Below are 18,858 nucleotides of genomic sequence, written 5' to 3'. Positions count from 1 at the left end.
TGCGGCCGCCCTCCCGGGACAGGAACCGGAAGGGCAGCGTACGGAACGGGACGGAGCGGGCGGATCAGCCGTTGCGCGGACCGGGGAAGGCCGTGGGCCTGACCTCGTCGCGCAGGACCGGGCTGCCCGCCGTCGGCTGGGTCGGCATGGAGCGGGCCGCGGGGACCGTCGGCACCGTGGCGACACCGGTCCCCACGTTCACCGAGCGGGTGCCCGTCGGCTCCGGGGCCCGCTCGGCGGTCTCGGCGGCCGCCGCCTGGGCCGCGGCACGGCGGGCGCCGTAACGGCGGTGCACGGCCTGCTTGGTGACGCCGAGTGCGGAGCCCACCGCGTCCCACGAGAAGCCGAGCGAGCGGTCGAAGTCCACCGCGGCCGTGACCAGGTTCTCGACACTGTCCCGCAGCTCCTGGGCGAGACGGACCGTCGGAGCGGGGGCGCGTCCGTAGACGACGAAGCCCGTGGAGGGCCCGGAGCGGCGCGGGCGGTAGACGTTGCCCAACTGGGCGGTGAGCGTACGCAGTGCGTCCACCTGCCGGCGGACCCGCTCGATGTCGCGCACCAGCAAGTGCAGGCTGGCCCGAGCCTGGGCGTCGTGGGTTGCGTGGTCGGCCATGAACAAGCCTCTCGAACCGGCGTTGAAAGGAATCGGGCCGCCCGGGCGGCCCGTTGTGGTCAACTCTTTCTTGACCAACGCGTCAGCGCTCCGCGGGTCACGGGGTGGGGCGCGGTGGCATATGCGTGCGCCGTCGGGAGCCCCGTGCCCTCGGCCTCCGGCCTCGGGTTCTTCTCCCACCCGCGCACCACCCGTTTCCGGTCGGCCAAGAGGCGGGACTCTCCCGTCGGGGTGCTTCGCCGTCGGCGGCTTCCGTGTTCGTGCGGGCTCGTAGACTGGTGCGCCGCCCGCATCCGCACCCGCCCGAGAGGCCCGTCCCACCCATGAAGCTCGTCTTCGCCGGCACCCCCGAGGTCGCCGTCCCCGCTCTGGACGCCCTGATCGCCTCCGGCCGGCACGAGGTGGCCGCCGTCGTCACGCGGCCCGACGCGCCGGCCGGACGCGGGCGCAGGCTCGTCGCCTCCCCCGTGGCCGAGCGGGCCGAGGAGGCCGGGATCGAGGTGCTGAAGCCGGTCAGGCCCCGGGACCCGGAGTTTCTGGAGCGGCTGAGGGAGATCGCGCCCGACTGCTGTCCCGTCGTCGCCTACGGGGCGCTGCTGCCCCGCGTGGCCCTGGACGTCCCGGTCCACGGCTGGGTCAACCTGCACTTCTCGCTGCTGCCCGCCTGGCGCGGCGCCGCGCCCGTCCAGCACTCGATCATGGCGGGCGACGAGATCACCGGGGCGTCCACCTTCCTCATCGAGGAGGGGCTCGACTCCGGTCCCGTCTACGGGACGGTCACCGAGGAGATCCGGCCCACCGACACCAGCGGGGACCTGCTGACCCGGCTCGCCTTCGCCGGCGCCGGGCTGCTCGCCGCCACCATGGACGGCATCGAGGACGGCACCCTGAAGGCCGTGCCGCAGCCGGCCGAGGGCGTCAGCCTCGCCCCGAAGATCACCGTCGAGGACGCCCGGGTCGACTGGTCCGCCCCGGCGCTGCGCGTGGACCGGGTGGTGCGCGGCTGCACCCCGGCGCCCGGCGCCTGGACCACCTTCCGGGGCGAACGGCTCAAGCTCGTGCAGGCCGCGCCCGTGCCGGACCGCACCGACCTCGCCCCGGGACAGCTCGCCGCCGGCAAGAACAACGTGTACGTCGGGACCGGCTCGTACGCCGTCGAGCTGCTGTGGGTGCAGGCCCAGGGCAAGAAGCCGATGCGGGCCGCGGACTGGGCGCGCGGGGCGCGGATCGCCGACGGCGAGACCGTCGGGGACTGATCCCCGAGAACGCCTCCCACCCCGGCGGACGTAGGCTGTAAGCGCACTTCCTCCCACAACCGGAGCACCTTTTTCGTGAGCGAACAGCCTCGTCGTCCCCGCAAAACCGGCAAGCCCTACCGCCGGCCCAAGAAGGACCCCGTCCGCATCCTCGCCTTCGAGGCGCTCAGGGCCGTGGACGAGCGGGACGCGTACGCCAACCTCGTCCTTCCGCCGCTGCTGCGCAAGGCGCGGGAGAGCGGCGACTTCGACGCCCGGGACGCGGCGCTGGCGACCGAGCTGGTGTACGGGACGCTGCGGCGGCAGGGGACGTACGACGCCGTCATCGCGGCCTGTGTCGACCGGCCGCTGCGCGAGGTCGATCCGCCGGTGCTCGACGTGCTCGGCCTCGGGGTGCACCAGCTGCTCGGGACGCGGATCCCGAGCCATGCCGCCGTGTCCGCCTCCGTGGAGCTGGCCCGGGTCGTGCTCGGCGACGGCCGGGCCAAGTTCGTCAACGCGGTGCTCCGCAAGGTCGCGCAGGACGATCTCGCCGGATGGCTGGAGCGGGTCGCCCCGCCCTACGACGAGGACCCCGAGGACCATCTCGCGGTCGTGCACTCCCATCCGCGCTGGGTCGTCTCCGCGCTGTGGGACTCGCTCGGCGGCGGCCGCGCCGGCATCGAGGAACTGCTGGCCGCCGACAACGAGCGGCCCGAGGTCACGCTGGTCGCGCGGCCCGGACGGGCCACCAGCGAGGAACTGCTCGGCGAGGAGGCCGCCGTGCCGGGACGCTGGTCGCCGTACGCCGTGCGGCTGACCGAGGGCGGCGAGCCCGGTGCCGTCACCGCCGTGCGCGAGGGCCGCGCCGGGGTGCAGGACGAGGGCAGCCAGCTCGTCGCGCTGGCCCTCGCCAACGCGCCCCTGGACGGACCGGACCGGCGCTGGCTCGACGGCTGTGCCGGGCCCGGCGGCAAGGCCGCGCTGCTCGGCGCCCTGGCCGCCGAACGCGGCGCCTTCCTGCTGGCCTCGGAGAAGCAGCCGCACCGGGCCGGGCTCGTGGCCAGGGCACTGGACGGCAACCCCGGGCCCTACCAGGTCATCGCCGCCGACGGGACCCGGCCGCCCTGGCGGCCCGGCAGCTTCGACCGGGTGCTGGTCGACGTGCCCTGCACCGGGCTCGGCGCCCTGCGCCGCCGCCCCGAGGCGCGCTGGCGGCGCCGCCCCGAGGACCTGGACGGATTCGCGCCGCTCCAGCGCGGCCTGCTGAGCAGTGCCCTGGAGGCCGTACGGGTCGGCGGCGTCGTCGGCTACGCGACCTGCTCGCCGCACCTCGCCGAGACCCGGGCCGTCGTCGCCGACGTGCTCAAGCAGCACCCCGGCACCGACCTGCTCGACGCCCGGCCGCTGCTGCCCGGCGTGCCGGAGCTGGGCGAGGGGCCCGACGTACAGCTGTGGCCGCATCTGCACGGGACCGACGCGATGTACCTGGCGCTCATTCGCCGGACGGGCTGACGCCGACCGGTTCCGGCGCCTTCGTGCCGCCGTCCTCCCGGGCCAGCCGGTGCGGCCACCACACCCTCGGGCCCACGTCCAGGAACAGGGCGGTGACCAGCACCGAGCGCACGACGAACGTGTCCAGGAGCACGCCCAGCGCCACCGCGAAGCCGATCTCCGCGAAGACCACCATCGGCAGCGCGCCGAGGACGGCGAAGGTGCCGGCCAGCACCAGGCCCGCGGAGGTGATGACCGCGCCCGTCGCCGACAGGCCGGTCACCACGCCCGTCCGGGTGCCCCGGCGGGCGGCCTCCTCGCGGATGCGGGTCGTCAGGAAGATGTTGTAGTCGATGCCCAGGGCCACCAGGAAGACGAAGACGAACAACGGGAATTCCGTGGGCTCACCCGCGAAGCCGAACACGTATCGGAACGCGAGCGCACTGATGCCGAGAGCGGCCGCGAACGACAGGATCACCGTGCCGATGAGCAGCAGCGGCGCGATCAGCGCACGCAGCAGCACGCACAGGATCAGCACGACCACCACCAGCACCAGCGGGATGACCAGCCGGTTGTCGTGCGTGATCGCCTCGTCCATGTCGAGCAGGGCCGCGGTCCCGCCGCCCACCGCCGCATCGGCGTCCGGCACCGCGTGCACGGCCTCCCGGACCCGCTGCACGGTCTGCTTCGCGGCATGGCTGTCCGCCGGGGCGGTCAGGGTCGCCTCGAAGAGCACCTTGCCCTCGAAGGAGGGCTTCGTGCCCGGTGGCAGGCGCAGCGACTCCGGGACCACCCCCGGCGTGGCCGCGACCACGCGGCCGACCCGCTCGGCCTGCGCCCGGTTGCTGACGATCACGAGCGGATCGCCGCTGCCCGCCGGGAAATAGCGCGCGGAGACCTCCTGGCCGACGATGGAGTCCGGCGAGCCGGTGAACGCGTCCGCGTTGCCGAGGCCGTCCGCGCGGAGCTGGAGCAGGCCCAGCGAGCACAGAGCCAGCACGGCCGCCGTGCCGGCCCAGATCACGCGCGGGCGCCGGGCGATCCGGCGGCCCGTGCGGGCCCACACGCCCCGTCCGGCCGGGTCGGCCGCGCCGAAGCGCGGGATCACCGGCCAGAAGATCCACCGGCCGACGATCACCAGCAGCGCGGGGAACAGGGACATCATGGCCAGCACCGCCACCGTGACACCGATCGCGGCGACGGGGCCGAGACCGCTGGTGGAGTTCATCTCGGCCGCCAGCAGCATCAGCATGCCCAGCACGACCGTCGCCCCCGAGGCCAGCACGGCCGGGCCCGCGCGGTGCAGGGCCAGCGCCATCGCCTCGTGCCGGTCCTCGTGGTGGTGCAGCTCCTCGCGGTAGCGGGCGACCAGGAGCAGCGCGTAGTCCGTGCCCGCCCCGAAGACCAGCACGGTGAGGATGCCCGCACTCTGGCCGTTGACCGTCAGCCCTCCGTGCTCGGCCAGCAGATAGATCAGTGCCTCGGCGCTGAACAGCGCGCAGACGACCGCGAGCAGCGGGACCAGGAGCAGGGTGGGGCTGCGGTAGGTGATCAGCAGCATCACGACCACCACGACCATCGCCGAGAACAGCAGCGTGGAGTCGATGCCCCGGAAGGCCGCGGCGAAGTCCGCGGAGGTGCCGCCCGGGCCCGTGATGTGCACGGCGAGCCCGTCACCGCCCCCGCCCACGGCGTCCCGGACGGCGTCCACCGCGGGCCCGATCCGCTCCCAGCCCGAACCGTCCATGGTGATCGGCACGTAGACCTGGGCCGCGCGCGGGCCGCTCGGCCGGTCGTAGACCGGACCGCTGGTCTGCGCGCCGATGATGCCGTGGTCGCGCAGCTGCCCGAGCTGCCGCACGTCCTGCTCGATACGGGCCCGGTCCTCCTGCGTCAGACCGCTCTCACGTGCGTACACGACGACGGCCGGGACCTGCTCGGGCCGGAAGCCCTCGGAGAGGGCCAGGACCCGGGTGGACTCCGCCGACCCCGGCAGCCAGGACGCGGCGTCGTTGTCCTGCGCGGCGGTGAGCCTGTGCGCGAAGGGTGCCGACACGACCAGCACCACCAGCCACAGCGCCAGCACCAGCCACTTCGAGCGGCGTCCGCACACCAGGTGCCCGATGCCCCGGCTCGTCATGGCCGCATCCCGCGCGGCCCGTCGCCGGGTCCCGGCCGCCTGGCCGGCGCTGTCCGGCCGGCGGCTTCGCCCGGACCGGCGCGACCCTCCGCGGCCGGGCATGGCAGGCTTGGGGCATGGCCGCGCAGATCAACCCCAGCATCCTGTCCGCCGACTTCGCCCGCCTCGCGGACGAGGCCCGGGCGGTCCGGGGAGCCGACTGGCTCCACGTCGACGTCATGGACAACCATTTCGTCCCGAACCTCACCCTCGGCGTGCCGGTCGTGGAGTCCCTGGCCCGTGCGACGGACACTCCGCTGGACTGCCATCTGATGATCGAGGCGCCCGATCGCTGGGCGCCCCAGTACGTGGAGGCAGGGGCCGGTTCCGTCACCTTCCACGTCGAGGCGGCGGCCGCTCCGGTACGTCTCGCCCGGGAGATCCGGGCCAAGGGGGCCCGCGCCTCCATGGCGCTGAAGCCCGCGACGCCGATCGAGCCGTACGAGGACCTGCTCCCCGAGCTCGACATGCTGCTGATCATGACGGTCGAACCGGGTTTCGGCGGTCAGGCCTTCCTGGACATCATGCTCCCCAAGATCCGCCGGACCCGCGAGTTGATCAGCAAGCACGGTCTGGAGCTGTGGCTCCAGGTCGACGGGGGTGTGTCGGACTCCACCATCGAACAGTGCGCGGACGCCGGCGCCGACGTCTTCGTCGCGGGCTCGGCCGTGTACGGGGCCTCCGACCCGGCCGAGGCGGTACGTGCACTGCGCACCCGTGCCGAGGCGGCGACCGCCAAGGCGTCCTGGGCATGCGACCACTGAACCACGAGAACGTGAACGGCTCCCATCAGGGCTGATCAACAGCGCCGAATCTGCAAGGATGAACGGCGAATCCAGAATGTGAACAGCAGTGAGGAGATCGCCGTGTCGGGTATGTCGGCGGGCCGCTCAGCCATGCGGATGGGACCCGCTGAGCTGGTCCAGGCGGCGGCCATGGCCCGCCGCTTCTACCTGGAGGGCAAGTCCAAGATCCAGATCGCGGAGGAGTTCGGCGTCAGCCGCTTCAAGGTGGCCCGGGTCCTGGAGACCGCCCTCGAACGAGACCTCGTACGCATCGAGATCCGCGTGCCGGCCGAGCTGGACGCCGAGCGCTCCGACGCGCTGCGCGCCCGCTACGGCCTGAGGCACGCCGTCGTGGTGGAGTCCCCGGCCGACGCCGAGGAGACGCCCGATCCCGAGAACCTGGGAGAGGTGGCCGCCGACCTGCTCGGCGAGCTGGTCAACGAGGGGGACGTGCTGGGCCTGGCCTGGGGCCGTTCCACCATCCACATGGCGGCGGCCCTGGACCGCCTGCCGCCGTGCACGGTGGTGCAGCTGACGGGCGTGTACGACGCCGGGACCGCCGAGCGCGGCTCGGTCGAGGCCGTGCGCCGCGCCGCCCAGGTGTCCGGAGGCGACGCGCACCCCATCTACGCGCCGATGCTGCTGCCGGACGCGGCCACCGCGCAGGCGCTGCGCCACCAGACCGGGATCGCCCGGGCCTTCGAGTACTTCGACAAGGTCACGGTCGCCTGCGTCTCCATCGGCTCCTGGGAGCCGGGCATCTCGACGGTGCACGACATGCTCAGCGACGAGGAGCGCGCGCACTACGCCTCGCTCGGCGTCGCCGCCGAGATGTCCGCGCACCTCTTCGACACCGAGGGCCGGCGGGTCGGGCGGGACCTGGGGGAGCGGTGCATCACGGTCAAGGCCGACCAGCTCCGCCGTATCCCCGAGGTCGTCGCGATCGCGGGCGGACAGCGCAAGGCCGCCGCCATCGACGCGGTGCTGCGGTCCGGGCTGGTCACCAGCCTGGTGACGGACACGTCCGCCGCGGACTACCTGATGACGGCCGGGCCGGCGCCGAAGCCGGCGCTCAACCGCGCCGACCCGGACGGGGCCTGACCGGAGGTCGTGGGGGGAGGGCCGTGGCAGCATCGGCGGCATGGTGCTGCGGTTCGTCCTCCGGGGGCTCGCCGGTGTCCTCGTACTGCTCGCGGGCTGTGCGACGACGGACCTCCCGCCGTCCTGGGCCGAGGGCATGGCCACCGTCCGGGAGTCAGAGCTGCCCGCCGAGGCCCGCGAGACCCTGCGGCTCATCGACGCGGGCGGGCCCTTCCCGTACGAGCGGGACGGCGCCGTCTTCGGCAACTTCGAGGGCCTGCTGCCGCGCCACGAACGCGGCTACTACCGCGAGTACACGGTCCGGACGCCCGGCTCGCGCGACCGCGGCGCCCGGCGGATCGTGACCGGCCGGCACGACGAGACGTACTACACCGACGACCACTACGACTCCTTCAGGGCGGTACTGAGATGACGGAAGACCCGGCGGGCCGGATCGTGGTCACGCTGGACCTGGAGGGCGTCACCGACAAGGCGGGCCTGATGGACCGCTGCGCCCGCACCCTGGACCTGCCGGAGTGGTTCGGCCGCAACTGGGACGCCCTCGCCGACTCCCTGTCCGACCACACCCTGTGGCCCGAGGGGGCGGTGGAGCGCGGGCTGCTGGTGGTGGTGCGCGGCTGGCGGGCGTACGCCGAGGCCCGACCGCAGGAGTGGCAGGTCGCCGAGGAGGTGTTCGCGGAGGCGACGGACCGGGGCGCGGGCCTCTTCGTGACCCTGGGCCCTGGATGATCCTCCAAGAGGGTCCCTGACCAGCCTGGATGATCTGCCCGGGGAAGATGCGGCGCCCGTCATGGGAGAATGAAGTACGTGCTCTTTCCCCCTGGCTGACCTGTCCGGGGGCCACCTCTGAACCACTGGGATGTGCAGCACGTGCGTTTCCTCAACGACATCCAGCCCTCGTACGACCTGACGTACGACGACGTCTTCATGGTGCCGAGCCGCTCCGCCGTCGGCTCCCGGCAGGGCGTGGACCTCAGCTCCCCGGACGGCACGGGCACCACCATCCCGCTCGTCGTCGCCAACATGACCGCCATCGCCGGTCGCCGTATGGCCGAGACGGTGGCCCGTCGCGGCGGCCTCGTGGTCATCCCGCAGGACATCCCGATCGAGGTCGTCACCGACGTCGTCTCGTGGGTCAAGAGCCGTCACCTGGTGCTGGACACCCCGATCGTGCTGGCCCCGCACCAGACGGTCGCCGACGCCCTGGCCCTGCTGCCCAAGCGCGCGCACAACGCCGGTGTCGTCGTCGACGAGGAGCACAAGCCGATCGGCGTGGTCACCGACACCGACCTGACGGGCGTGGACCGCTTCACCCAGCTCGAAGTGGTCATGTCCAAGGACCTGCTGCTGATCGACGCGGACATGGACCCGCGCGAGGCGTTCAACACCCTCGACGCGGCCAACCGCCGCTACGCCCCGGCCGTCGACAAGGACGGCAGGCTGGCCGGCATCCTCACCCGCAAGGGCGCCCTGCGCGCCACCCTGTACACGCCGGCCACCGACGCGCAGGGCCGGCTGCGGATCGCCGCCGCCGTCGGCATCAACGGCAACGTGGCGGGCAAGGCGAAGCAGCTGCTGGACGCGGGCGTGGACACCCTCGTCATCGACACCGCGCACGGCCACCAGGAGTCGATGATCAACGCCATCAAGCTGGTGCGCGACCTCGACCCGCAGGTCCCGATCGTCGCGGGCAACATCGTCTCCGCCGAGGGCGTGCGCGATCTGATCGAGGCGGGCGCGGACATCATCAAGGTCGGCGTCGGCCCCGGCGCCATGTGCACCACGCGCATGATGACCGGTGTCGGCCGGCCCCAGTTCTCCGCGGTCCTGGAGTGCGCGGCCGAGGCGAAGAAGTACGGCAAGCACGTGTGGGCCGACGGCGGCATCCGCCACCCGCGCGACGTGGCGATGGCCCTCGCGGCCGGCGCGTCCAACGTGATGGTCGGCTCCTGGTTCGCCGGGACCTACGAGTCCCCGGGCGACCTCCAGCACGACGCGGACGGCCGGGCCTACAAGGAGTCCTTCGGCATGGCCTCCGCCCGCGCGGTGCGCAACCGCACCTCGGAGGAGTCGGCGTACGACCGGGCCCGCAAGGCGCTGTTCGAGGAGGGCATCTCCACCTCCCGGATGTTCCTGGACCCGGCCCGCCCCGGCGTCGAGGACCTGATCGACTCGATCATCGCCGGCGTCCGCTCCTCCTGCACCTACGCCGGTGCGGCCTCCCTGGAGGAGTTCGCCGAGAAGGCCATCGTCGGCATCCAGAGCGCTGCCGGCTACGCCGAGGGCAAGCCGCTGCACGCCAGCTGGAACTGACCGGCTCCCGTCCCGGACGGCCCCCTCGAACGGCCCCCGCCCTCCCCGCACCGGGAGGACGGGGGCCGTCGCCGTATCCGCCGCCCCCTCCTGCCCGGACGCCGGCTCCTCGCCCGACCGAGCCCGCGGCCCGGGAGACCGGTCTCGGGTGCCGGCTCGCCGTCGGCGCGGTCCGGGAGGCCGGTCACGGGTGTCGCTCAGCGTCGGCCCGGTCCGGGAGGCCGGCCGCGGGCGTCGGCCCACCGTCCGCACCGACCGGGAGGCCGGTGCCTGCTGGTCGCGGGCCGGGACCCCGCTCGGCGCCGGTCGGCATGCCGCCCGGGAGGCGTGCCCCGACGGATCGGGCGCAGGAGGCCGCCGGGACCGGGCCGGAGAGGCCGTGGTCGGCGTGGCGGACGTTGTCGGACACGCGCCGGCGTGGGCGAGCCGTACCGGTGCTGACCAGGGTGGTTCCCACCGCGCGGCGACCGCCGTGCGCAACGCTCGACAGCCCCCGCGCAACGAACGCCCGTCCCGCCGCGACGAACGCAACGATCGTGCGGGGATGCGCAAGGTTGCTGCATTACCGGGGCAACGGCCCCGCTCATAGGGTTCTGCGCTGTACGTGGCGTGGCGGGGACCCCGCTCGGTGGGTTCCCGCTTGCGCGAGGGACGCCGCCGGTCCCCGCCGCTTCAGCAAGCCCGCCGCAAGCCCGCCCGCTTGAGACCGGCAGCGACAAAGGAGTCAACGCGTGCTCGACCAAGGCGCACCCCCGCACCACGACGCCCCGGCCGCCCCGCCCTCCGCCCCGGGCCCGGCCGCGCGCCTCATGCGCCGCAAGCCGGTGGAACGCCTGGTCGCGGAGGGCGGCCAGGGCGAGGGAGGCAGCCTCCGCCGCTCCCTCGGCCTGTGGCAGCTGACGATGATCAGCATCGGTGCCACCCTCGGCACCGGCATCTTCGTGGTCCTCGGCGAGGCCGTCCCCAAGGCCGGACCCGCGGTCACCCTCTCCTTCGTCATCGCCGGCCTCACGGCGCTCTTCTCCGCCCTGTCCTACGCCGAGCTCGCCGGGACCATCCCGGTCGCCGGGTCCTCGTACTCGTACGCCTACGCGACGATGGGCGAGCTGGTCGCCTGGGTCTGCGGCTGGTGCCTGGTCCTGGAGTACGGCGTGTCGGTCGCCGCCGTCGCCGTCGGCTGGGGCGAGTACCTCAACGAGCTCCTCGACGGCACCATCGGCGTCACCATCCCCGCCGCCCTGTCGGCGCCGCCCGGCGACGGCGGCATCTTCAACCTGCCCGCGCTGATCGTCGTCCTGCTGGCCATGGCGTTCCTGCTCGGCGGCGCCCGCGAGTCCGCCCGCGCCAACACCGTCATGGTCGTCGTCAAGATCGCCGCACTGGTGCTGTTCTGCGCCATCGGCGTCCAGGGCTTCCGCTCCGGCAACTACGAGAACTTCATGCCGCTCGGCATGGCCGGCGTCAGCGCCGCCGGGGCCACGCTGTTCTTCTCGTACATCGGCTTCGACGCCGCCTCCACCGCCGGCGAGGAGGCCAAGAACGCCCAGCGCGACCTGCCGCGCGCGATCATGCTGTCCCTGGTCATCGTCACCGCGCTGTACGTCCTCGTCGCCGCCGTCGCCGTCGGCGCCCGGCCCTGGCGCACCTTCACCGACTCCGAGGCGTCCCTCGCCCAGATCATGAGCGACGTCACCGGCCAGCACTTCTGGGGCACCCTGCTGGCGTTCTGCGCCGTCATCGCCATCGCCAGCGTCGTCCTGACCGTGCTGTACGGCCAGACCCGCGTCCTGTTCGCGATGTCCCGGGACGGGCTCGTGCCCAAGGTGTTCTCCAAGGTCCACCCGAAGACCGGCGCCCCCCGCGCCAACACCCTGATCGTCTCCCTGTTCTGCGGTGTCCTCGCCGCCGCGATCCCGCTCGGTCAGCTCGCCGACGCCACCAGCATCGGCACGCTCTTCGCCTTCGCCCTGGTCAACGTGGCCGTCGTGGTGCTACGCCGGACCCGCCCGGAGATGCCCCGCACCTTCCGGGTGCCGCTGTCGCCGGTGCTGCCGGCCCTGGGCTTCGCCTTCTGCGTGTGGATGATGGGCAGCCTGTCGACCGTCACCTGGGTGGTCTTCGGTGTCTGGATGGCCGTCGGGCTCGTGTTCTACTTCGTATACGGCTACCGCCGCTCCCGACTGGCCCCATCAGAAGCGAAGTGAACCACCCGCAGTGCTGAACGATCTCGACGAACGCATCGTGCACGCCCTCGCCGAGGACGCCCGCCGCTCCTACGCGGACATCGGGCAACTCGTCGGCCTGTCCGCGCCCGCCGTGAAACGGCGCGTGGACAGGCTGCGCGCCACCGGAGCCATCACCGGCTTCACCGTGCGCGTCGACCCCGCCGCGCTCGGCTGGGAGACCGAGGGCTTCGTCGAGATCCACTGCCGCCGCAACACCTCGCCGGAGACCATCCAGCGGGGCCTGGAGCGCTACCAGGAGGTCGTGGCCGCGTCCACCGTCACCGGGGACGCGGACGCGATCGCCCAGGTCTTCGCCTCCGACATGCGGCACTTCGAACGGGTCCTGGAGCGGATCGCCGGGGAGCCGTTCGTGGAGCGGACCAAGTCCGTGCTGGTGCTCTCGCCGCTGCTGCGGCGCTACTCGTCGGGGTCGCCCACGTAATTCCCCGGCCGGGTGCCGCAGGTCCGCCTATCATCGGGCCATGACCTGGCGACATTGATCCACCAGCCGCGCCTCCTCCCGAGGGCCGCCTCGGACGCCGTACCTCCGGTGTCCGTACCGCCCCCTCGGGAAGGCCCCATGACTCTCACACCCCCGCGTGTGCCGGCCGCCGGCTACCGGCGGCTGACGACCACGCTGTACGGCTACGCGTTCCTCGACGAGTTCGTGCTGCTCTACCCGGTGTACGCGCTGCTGTTCAGCGACACCGGACTGTCCGTCTGGCAGATGTCCTCCCTGTTCGCCCTCTGGTCGGTCACGGGAGTGCTGCTGGAGGTCCCCTCCGGCGCCTGGGCCGACGCGGTCTCCCGGCGCCGGCTGCTGTGGCTCGGCCCGCTGCTCACCGCCGCCGGCTTCGCCCTGTGGGTGCTCGTGCCGTCCTACGGCGCCTTCGCCCTCGGCTTCGTGCTCTGGGGCGCCGGCGGAGCGCTGGGCTCGGGCGCGCTGGAGGCCCTGGTCCACGACGAACTGGACCGGCTCGGTGCCGCCGGCCGCTACGCCCGTGTCATGGGCCGGGCCCGCTCCGCCGGACTGGTGGGCGTGATGGCCGCGATGGGACTCGCCGGGCCGGTCTTCGCCCAGGGTGGATACGCCGCCGTGGGTGCGGCGAGCGTCCTGGTCTGCCTGCTCGCCGCGGCGACCGCGACGCGCTTCCCCGAACACCGGGCGCCGTCCGCCGGCGGCGACGGCTGGACGGCGACCCTGCGGGCGGGGCTCGGCGAGGTCCGCGCCGACCGGTCCGTGCGCGGCGCGCTGCTGCTGGTCCCGGCCGTGACGGCCGTATGGGGGGCCCTCGACGAGTACACGCCGCTGCTGGTGCGCGACACGGGCGTGGCGGAGCAGACGGTGCCCTGGCTGCTCCTGGTGATCTGGGCCGGCGCCACGGCCGGCGGCCTGCTGGCCGGCGTCGGCGAACGCCTGGGCAGGGCCGGGTTCGCCGGTCTGCTGGCGGGCGCGGGGTCCGCCCTGGCCGCGGGCGCCGCCGCCGGGACACCGTCCGGCCTGGTGCTGGTCGCCGTCGCCTTCGGCGGCTTCCAGCTGGCGAGCGTCCTGGCCGACGCCCGCCTCCAGGAACGCATCGACGCCACCGGCCGGGCGACCCTCACCTCGGTCGCGGGCCTCGGCACGGAGCTGGCCACGGTCGCGGTGTTCGGCGCCTACGCGGCGGTCGGCACATCGACCGGGCACGCCACGGCCTTCGCCTGGTTCGCGGTGCCGTATCTCCTGACGGCCGCGATGCTGACGGCGAGACGGCCGGGGCCTGTCCGGCGGATCGGCCGAGGGAAGGCGGCGGCACGCGATCGGCACAGGTGAGCGGGTCCGCTGCGGCCCGCCGCGGTGCGGAGACGGCACGGACGTCTGCCGCTGCCGCGGCGGCCCACGCGGTGCTCCCCGGCGCCCTTCCCACGCCGGGGGAGGGCATGCCCGCCGGCCCGCGCCCAGGGCATGATCCAGGGCCACGCGGTGGGCTGCGGTGTCCTGCCTGCGTCGGGGGAGGGCATGCCGGCCGGGCGCCGCGCGGGGCATGGTCCGGGGCCATGCGGTGGGCTGTGGTGTCCTGCCTGCGTCGGGGGAGGGCATGCCGGCCGGGCGCCGCGCGAGGCAGGGTCCGGGGCCATGCGGTGGGCTGCGGTGTCCTGCCTGCGTCGGGGGAGGGCGTGCCCCCCACCAGCGCCGCGCGGGGCATGACTCGCGCCGGACAGGGCCCCGGAGTCGGCGGCGGTCAGGGCGCGACCGTGACGCCGCCCGTTCCCCGCCCCGCCTGCTCGGACGGCGTCGCCGGGCCCGCGCTCCGTGGCCGGTCCTTCGTCCCCGCCGGGCTGCCCGTCGCGGCCCGGCGTCCGGGACCGCCCCTCCGCCGCGCGACGCCTGCGCCCGGGCGAGGACGGACGTACGACGGAAGCCGTGCAACGAATCGCCGGGAGGCGCCCGGCCGACGCAACGATCCGCGCACCGGCGCGCAACGGCTCCTCCTTGTCCGGCCGGGACCGCCGACCGTACCGTCTATCTGGCCCCCCCGAACCCCCGCCCACCGGTGAGGAACACGCATGCGCACCGCCCTGCTCCAGAGCTCCGGCCGCCCCGGCTCCACCGCCGAGAACCTCAAGGTGCTCGACGAGGCGGCCGGCCGGGCCGCCGCCGCGGGCGCCGGGCTGCTGGTCGCGCCGGAGATGTTCCTGACCGGGTACGCGATCGGCGACGACGTGGCGCGCCTGGCCGAGCCCGCCGACGGCGACGCGGCCGACGCGATCGCGGAGACGGCCACCCGGCACGGCCTCGCCATCGCCTACGGCTATCCCGAGCGCGCCGACGGCACCGTCTTCAACTCCGCCCAGCTGATCTCCGCCGACGGCACGCGCCTGGCGAACTACCGCAAGACCCACCTCTTCGGCTGCTTCGAGCGCGACCACTTCACCCCGGGCGAGCAGCCCGTCGTCCAGGCCGAGCTGAACGGCCTGACCGTCGGCCTGATGATCTGCTACGACGTCGAGTTCCCGGAGAACGTCCGCGCCCACGCCCTGGCCGGCACCGACCTGCTCCTGGTGCCGACCGCGCAGATGCACCCGTTCCAGTTCGTCGCCGAGTCGGTCGTGCCGGTGCGGGCCTTCGAGAGCCAGATGTACGTGGCGTACGTCAACCGGGTCGGTCAGGAGGGCGAGTTCGAGTTCGTCGGGCTCTCCACCCTCGCCGGACCCGACGGCATCGCCCGCACCCGGGCCGGGCGCGCCGAGGAACTGGTCCTCGCCGACGCCGACCCGGCCTTCCTCGCCGCCTCCCGCGAGGCCAACCCGTACCTGAAGGACCGCCGCCCCGGCCTGTACGGGTCCCTCGTCTGAAACACCCCCGCCCCCAGTCTTTCTTGTGCAAGGAGTCCGTACCCCATGACGTCCACGGTGCCCAACGCCGTCGAGCACGCAGACGAGCAGCAGCCGCCGATCACCATGTTCGGCCCGGACTTCCCGTACGCGTACGACGACTTCCTCGCCCACCCGGCGGGCCTCGGCCAGATACCCGCGACCGAGCACGGCACCGAGGTCGCGGTGATCGGCGGCGGTCTGTCCGGCATCGTGGCGGCCTACGAGCTGATGAAGATGGGCCTCAAGCCCGTCGTGTACGAGGCCGACCGGATCGGCGGCCGGCTGCGGACGGTCGGCTTCGAGGGGTGCGACCCGTCGCTGACCGCCGAGATGGGCGCGATGCGCTTCCCGCCGTCCTCCACCGCCCTCCAGCACTACATCGACCTGGTGGGCCTGGAGACCCGGCCCTTCCCCAACCCCCTCGCGGAGGCCACGCCCTCGACCGTCGTCGACCTCAAGGGCGAGTCCCACTACGCCGAGACGCTCGACGACCTGCCGCAGGTCTACCGGGACGTGGCCGACGCCTGGGCCAAGTGCCTCGAAGAGGGCGCCGACTTCTCCGACATGAACCGCGCCCTGCGCGAGCGGGACGTCAAGCGCATCCGCGAGATCTGGTCCAAGCTCGTCGAGAAGCTCGACAACCAGACCTTCTACGGCTTCCTCTGCGACTCCGAGGCATTCAAGTCCTTCCGGCACCGCGAGATCTTCGGCCAGGTCGGCTTCGGCACCGGTGGCTGGGACACCGACTTCCCCAACTCCATCCTGGAGATCCTCCGGGTCGTCTACACCGAGGCCGACGACCACCACCGCGGCATCATCGGCGGTTCCCAGCAGCTGCCGCTGCGCCTGTGGGAGCGCGAGCCGGAGAAGATCGTCCACTGGCCGTACGGCACCTCGCTCGCGAGCCTGCACGAGGGCGGCGAGCCCCGCCCGGCCGTGACCCGCCTGAACCGCACCGCGGGCAACCAGATCACCGTGACGGACGCGAACGGCGACATCCGCACCTACAAGGCGGCGATCTTCACCGCCCAGTCCTGGATGCTGCTGTCCAAGATCGCCTGCGACGACTCGCTCTTCCCGATCGACCACTGGACCGCCATCGAGCGGACCCACTACATGGAGAGCTCGAAGCTCTTCGTGCCCGTCGACCGGCCGTTCTGGCTGGACAAGGACGAGGAGACCGGCCGGGACGTCATGTCGATGACGCTCACCGACCGCATGACCCGCGGCACCTACCTGCTCGACGACGGCCCCGACAAGCCCGCCGTCATCTGCCTGTCCTACACCTGGTGCGACGACAGCCTGAAGTGGCTGCCCCTGTCCGCGAACGAGCGGATGGAGGTCATGCTGAAGTCGCTCGGCGAGATCTACCCGAAGGTCGACATCAGGAAGCACATCATCGGCAACCCGGTGACGGTCTCCTGGGAGAACGAGCCCTACTTCATGGGCGCCTTCAAGGCCAACCTCCCCGGCCACTACCGCTACCAGCGGCGCCTGTTCACGCACTTCATGCAGGACCGGCTGCCCGAGGACAAGCGGGGCATCTTCCTCGCCGGCGACGACATCTCCTGGACGGCAGGCTGGGCCGAGGGCGCCGTCCAGACCGCGCTGAACGCGGTCTGGGGCGTCATGCACCACTTCGGCGGGGCGACGGACCCCGGCAACCCGGGGCCCGGCGACCTGTACGACGAGATCGCTCCGGTGGAACTCCCGGAGGACTGACCCCGGACGAGAGCCGCGGACGAGAGCTGCGGGCTAGATCCCGGCCGCCCGCGCCTTCTCGTGCACCTCCGCGGCGACGTCCATGAGCTCCTGGGCGTCCCGCGGGGTGCTCTGGAGGTCGATCAGGATCTCGTCGAGGCCGATCTCGGCGTGGGCGGCGAGGTCGTCGACGATCTGGTCGACGCTGCCGTGGAACGGCTGGCGGTCGCCGTCGACGGTCGCCGACCGGTACCGCGCGTTGACCCGCAGCACGGTCCGGATCGGCTCCGTACGGCCGCGCTCGGCGGCCAGGTCCTGCAGCACCCGCCACTGCTCGGCCACGGCCTCGGCGCCCATGCCCACCGGCAGCCAGCCGTCGGCGTGGTCGACCAGCCGGCGCCGGGCCTTGGCGCTGCCCGCCGCCAGCATCACGGGGATGGGACGGGCGGGCTTCGGGCCGACCACCGCGGACGCGATCTTCGTGAGGTGCCCGTCGTACGTGACCGGGTCCGGGCCCCAGACCGCGCGGCACACCTCGATCAGCTCGTCCAGCGCCTGGCCCCGCTCGGCGAACGGCCGCACCGACGCGGCCGCGTACTCGTCGTGGGACCAGCCCGTGCCGAAGCCCGCGATCACCCGGCCGCCGCTGGCCGCGTCCAGCGACGCCAGCGTCTTGGCGAGCTGGAACGGCACGTGCAGCGGGGCGATCAGGACGCTCGTGCCCAGCTCGGCCCGTTCGGTGGCCGCTGCCGCCAGCGCCAGTGTGACCAGCGGCTCGGCCACGTTGCGGTACTCGTCCGGCCAGGGCAGGCCCTCGACGCCGTACAGCCCCTGGGTGGCCGGTTCGGGGAACAGGGCGCGCTCGAAGACCCACAGGCTGTCGTAGCCAGTCCGCTCCGCGGCGCGGGCCACGTCGGGGACGTCCTTGCCGATGTCGTACTGCCGCATCTGGGGGAGGCCGAGTCCGAGCCGGGTCGCCATACCTGGGTGCTCCTTCGCGGTCGCTGTACTGCCCGAGCCGCCAACGTACTGCGGTCACGGGGGATTTCCGGTCGGGCGCGGCGATGTTGGCCGGATCAGTCCGGCAGCGGGGTGAGCAGCATGCGGCCGGCGAAGCCCACCGCCGCGTCCAGGTGCTCGGTGAACTCCCCGGCGACGTCGGGCAGCCGGCGCAGCGCCCACAGCGCGCGGGCTGCCGCCCAGGTGGCGTCCCGGGCGCGCTCCAGACTCCAGGAGCCGAGCAGATGGGTGAGCGGGTCGGCGATCTGGAGGAGGTCGGGACCCGGCATCAGCTCGTCGCGGATGCGCTCCTCCAGCGACACGAGGAGATCGCCCACCCGGTCGAACTCGTCCTCCAGGTCGGCGGGTTCGCAGCCGAGCGTACGACAGGTGTCCACCACGGCGAGCGCCAGATCGTGGCCGATGTGCGCATTGATACCGGCCAGCGCGAACTGCAGCGGCCGTACTCCGGGATGCCGGCGGAACTGGAACAGCGGCCGCCAGCAGGCCGGCGGCCGGCGGTCGGCATCGGCCGTGTCGACGGCGGCCAGATAGCGCTCCGCGAACCGCACGTCCAGCGTGATCGCGGCCCGGGCGTCCGGGAACCGCCCGCCGTCGATCTGCCGGTCGACGGCCTCGGTGACGGCCAGGTAGACGCGGTTGAAGACCGCGACCCCGTCCCACGGCGGAAGCGTCGCGTCGAGGGCGCGCATGCGGGACAGGACGCCGTCCACCGCGCCGGGGACCGTGGTGAGTTGTTCGCAGTGCGCCATGGCGGCAGGGTCGCAGCTTTAGGCTGACGGGAGTGCCGGCGGGCCCGACGCTTCCCCAGAACGGGGGAACGCGCCCGCCGTGC

The 18,858-nt window shown here is 73.3% G+C and carries 16 protein-coding genes; 12 read left to right on the top strand and 4 right to left on the bottom strand.

The genetic code is table 11. The features are described 5' to 3' along the window. Window positions 1-64: 64 nt before the first annotated feature. Window positions 65-613 (bottom strand): hypothetical protein, encoded by a 549-nt coding sequence (locus tag H0H10_RS10170; RefSeq protein WP_188180541.1) that lies wholly within the window; start codon window positions 611-613, stop codon window positions 65-67. A gap of 323 nt (window positions 614-936) precedes the next feature. On the opposite strand from H0H10_RS10170, the gene fmt reads away from it, so the two are divergent. Together fmt and H0H10_RS10160 are read left to right on the top strand one after the other, a co-directional pair. After that, window positions 937-1,869 carry a methionyl-tRNA formyltransferase gene (fmt, locus tag H0H10_RS10165; protein ID WP_188180540.1) on the top strand — a complete coding sequence of 311 codons (933 nt, stop codon included), beginning with the start codon at window positions 937-939 and terminating at the stop codon, window positions 1,867-1,869. 75 nt (window positions 1,870-1,944) lie between these two features. After that, complete coding sequence (locus tag H0H10_RS10160; protein ID WP_188180539.1) at window positions 1,945-3,363, top strand: RsmB/NOP family class I SAM-dependent RNA methyltransferase; 1,419 nt, start codon at window positions 1,945-1,947, stop codon at window positions 3,361-3,363. Here H0H10_RS10160 and H0H10_RS10155 read toward each other — a convergent pair. Then, complete coding sequence (locus H0H10_RS10155; protein WP_188180538.1) at window positions 3,344-5,482, bottom strand: MMPL family transporter; 2,139 nt, start codon at window positions 5,480-5,482, stop codon at window positions 3,344-3,346. The two genes, H0H10_RS10160 and H0H10_RS10155, sit on opposite strands and share 20 nt — an antisense overlap. 116 nt (window positions 5,483-5,598) lie before the next feature. On the opposite strand from H0H10_RS10155, the gene rpe reads away from it, so the two are divergent. The 10 genes from rpe to H0H10_RS10105 all read left to right on the top strand — a co-directional run bounded on the left by rpe (window position 5,599) and on the right by H0H10_RS10105 (window position 17,024). Continuing rightward, the gene (rpe, locus tag H0H10_RS10150; protein ID WP_188180537.1) at window positions 5,599-6,285 is read left to right on the top strand and encodes a ribulose-phosphate 3-epimerase; all 687 of its coding nucleotides are present in this window, start codon (window positions 5,599-5,601) and stop codon (window positions 6,283-6,285) included. A gap of 78 nt (window positions 6,286-6,363) precedes the next feature. After that, window positions 6,364-7,407: a sugar-binding transcriptional regulator gene (locus H0H10_RS10145; RefSeq protein ID WP_188180536.1), complete on the top strand. Its 1,044-nt coding sequence runs from the start codon at window positions 6,364-6,366 to the stop codon at window positions 7,405-7,407. Window positions 7,408-7,447: 40 nt separating this feature from the next. Next, on the top strand, window positions 7,448-7,819 hold the full coding sequence (locus tag H0H10_RS10140) for a guanyl-specific ribonuclease (protein ID WP_188180535.1): 372 nt from the start codon (window positions 7,448-7,450) through the stop codon (window positions 7,817-7,819). Next, the gene (locus tag H0H10_RS10135) at window positions 7,816-8,136 is read left to right on the top strand and encodes a barstar family protein (RefSeq protein ID WP_188180534.1); all 321 of its coding nucleotides are present in this window, start codon (window positions 7,816-7,818) and stop codon (window positions 8,134-8,136) included. Before H0H10_RS10140 ends, H0H10_RS10135 begins: the two co-directional genes overlap by 4 nt. A gap of 141 nt (window positions 8,137-8,277) precedes the next feature. Then, window positions 8,278-9,720 carry a GuaB1 family IMP dehydrogenase-related protein gene (locus H0H10_RS10130; RefSeq protein ID WP_188180611.1) on the top strand — a complete coding sequence of 481 codons (1,443 nt, stop codon included), beginning with the start codon at window positions 8,278-8,280 and terminating at the stop codon, window positions 9,718-9,720. Window positions 9,721-10,451: 731 nt separating this feature from the next. Next, on the top strand, window positions 10,452-11,924 hold the full coding sequence (locus H0H10_RS10125) for an amino acid permease (RefSeq protein WP_188180533.1): 1,473 nt from the start codon (window positions 10,452-10,454) through the stop codon (window positions 11,922-11,924). Window positions 11,925-11,934: 10 nt separating this feature from the next. Continuing rightward, complete coding sequence (locus tag H0H10_RS10120; protein ID WP_188180532.1) at window positions 11,935-12,387, top strand: Lrp/AsnC family transcriptional regulator; 453 nt, start codon at window positions 11,935-11,937, stop codon at window positions 12,385-12,387. A gap of 138 nt (window positions 12,388-12,525) precedes the next feature. Then, window positions 12,526-13,758 (top strand): MFS transporter, encoded by a 1,233-nt coding sequence (locus H0H10_RS10115; RefSeq protein ID WP_188180531.1) that lies wholly within the window; start codon window positions 12,526-12,528, stop codon window positions 13,756-13,758. Between the two features lie 734 nt (window positions 13,759-14,492). After that, entirely contained in the window at window positions 14,493-15,281 is a 789-nt protein-coding gene (locus tag H0H10_RS10110; protein WP_188180530.1) for a carbon-nitrogen hydrolase family protein, read from the top strand. Window positions 15,282-15,326: 45 nt separating this feature from the next. Then, window positions 15,327-17,024, top strand: coding sequence for a flavin monoamine oxidase family protein (locus H0H10_RS10105; protein WP_188180529.1), 1,698 nt, complete (start codon window positions 15,327-15,329; stop codon window positions 17,022-17,024). A gap of 33 nt (window positions 17,025-17,057) precedes the next feature. On the opposite strand, the gene H0H10_RS10100 is transcribed toward H0H10_RS10105, so the two are convergent. Beyond that, window positions 17,058-17,984: an LLM class F420-dependent oxidoreductase gene (locus tag H0H10_RS10100; protein ID WP_188180528.1), complete on the bottom strand. Its 927-nt coding sequence runs from the start codon at window positions 17,982-17,984 to the stop codon at window positions 17,058-17,060. Window positions 17,985-18,079: 95 nt separating this feature from the next. Next, the gene (locus H0H10_RS10095) at window positions 18,080-18,775 is read right to left on the bottom strand and encodes a DUF5995 family protein (protein ID WP_188180527.1); all 696 of its coding nucleotides are present in this window, start codon (window positions 18,773-18,775) and stop codon (window positions 18,080-18,082) included. Between the last annotated feature and the right edge of the window lie 83 nt (window positions 18,776-18,858).

The organism is Streptomyces griseicoloratus, assembly GCF_014534645.1.
Classification (GTDB): Bacteria; Actinomycetota; Actinomycetes; order Streptomycetales; family Streptomycetaceae; genus Streptomyces; species Streptomyces griseicoloratus.
The sequence above is the reverse complement of the archived record's forward strand: the minus strand, read 5'-3'. Positions and strand labels throughout refer to the sequence as shown.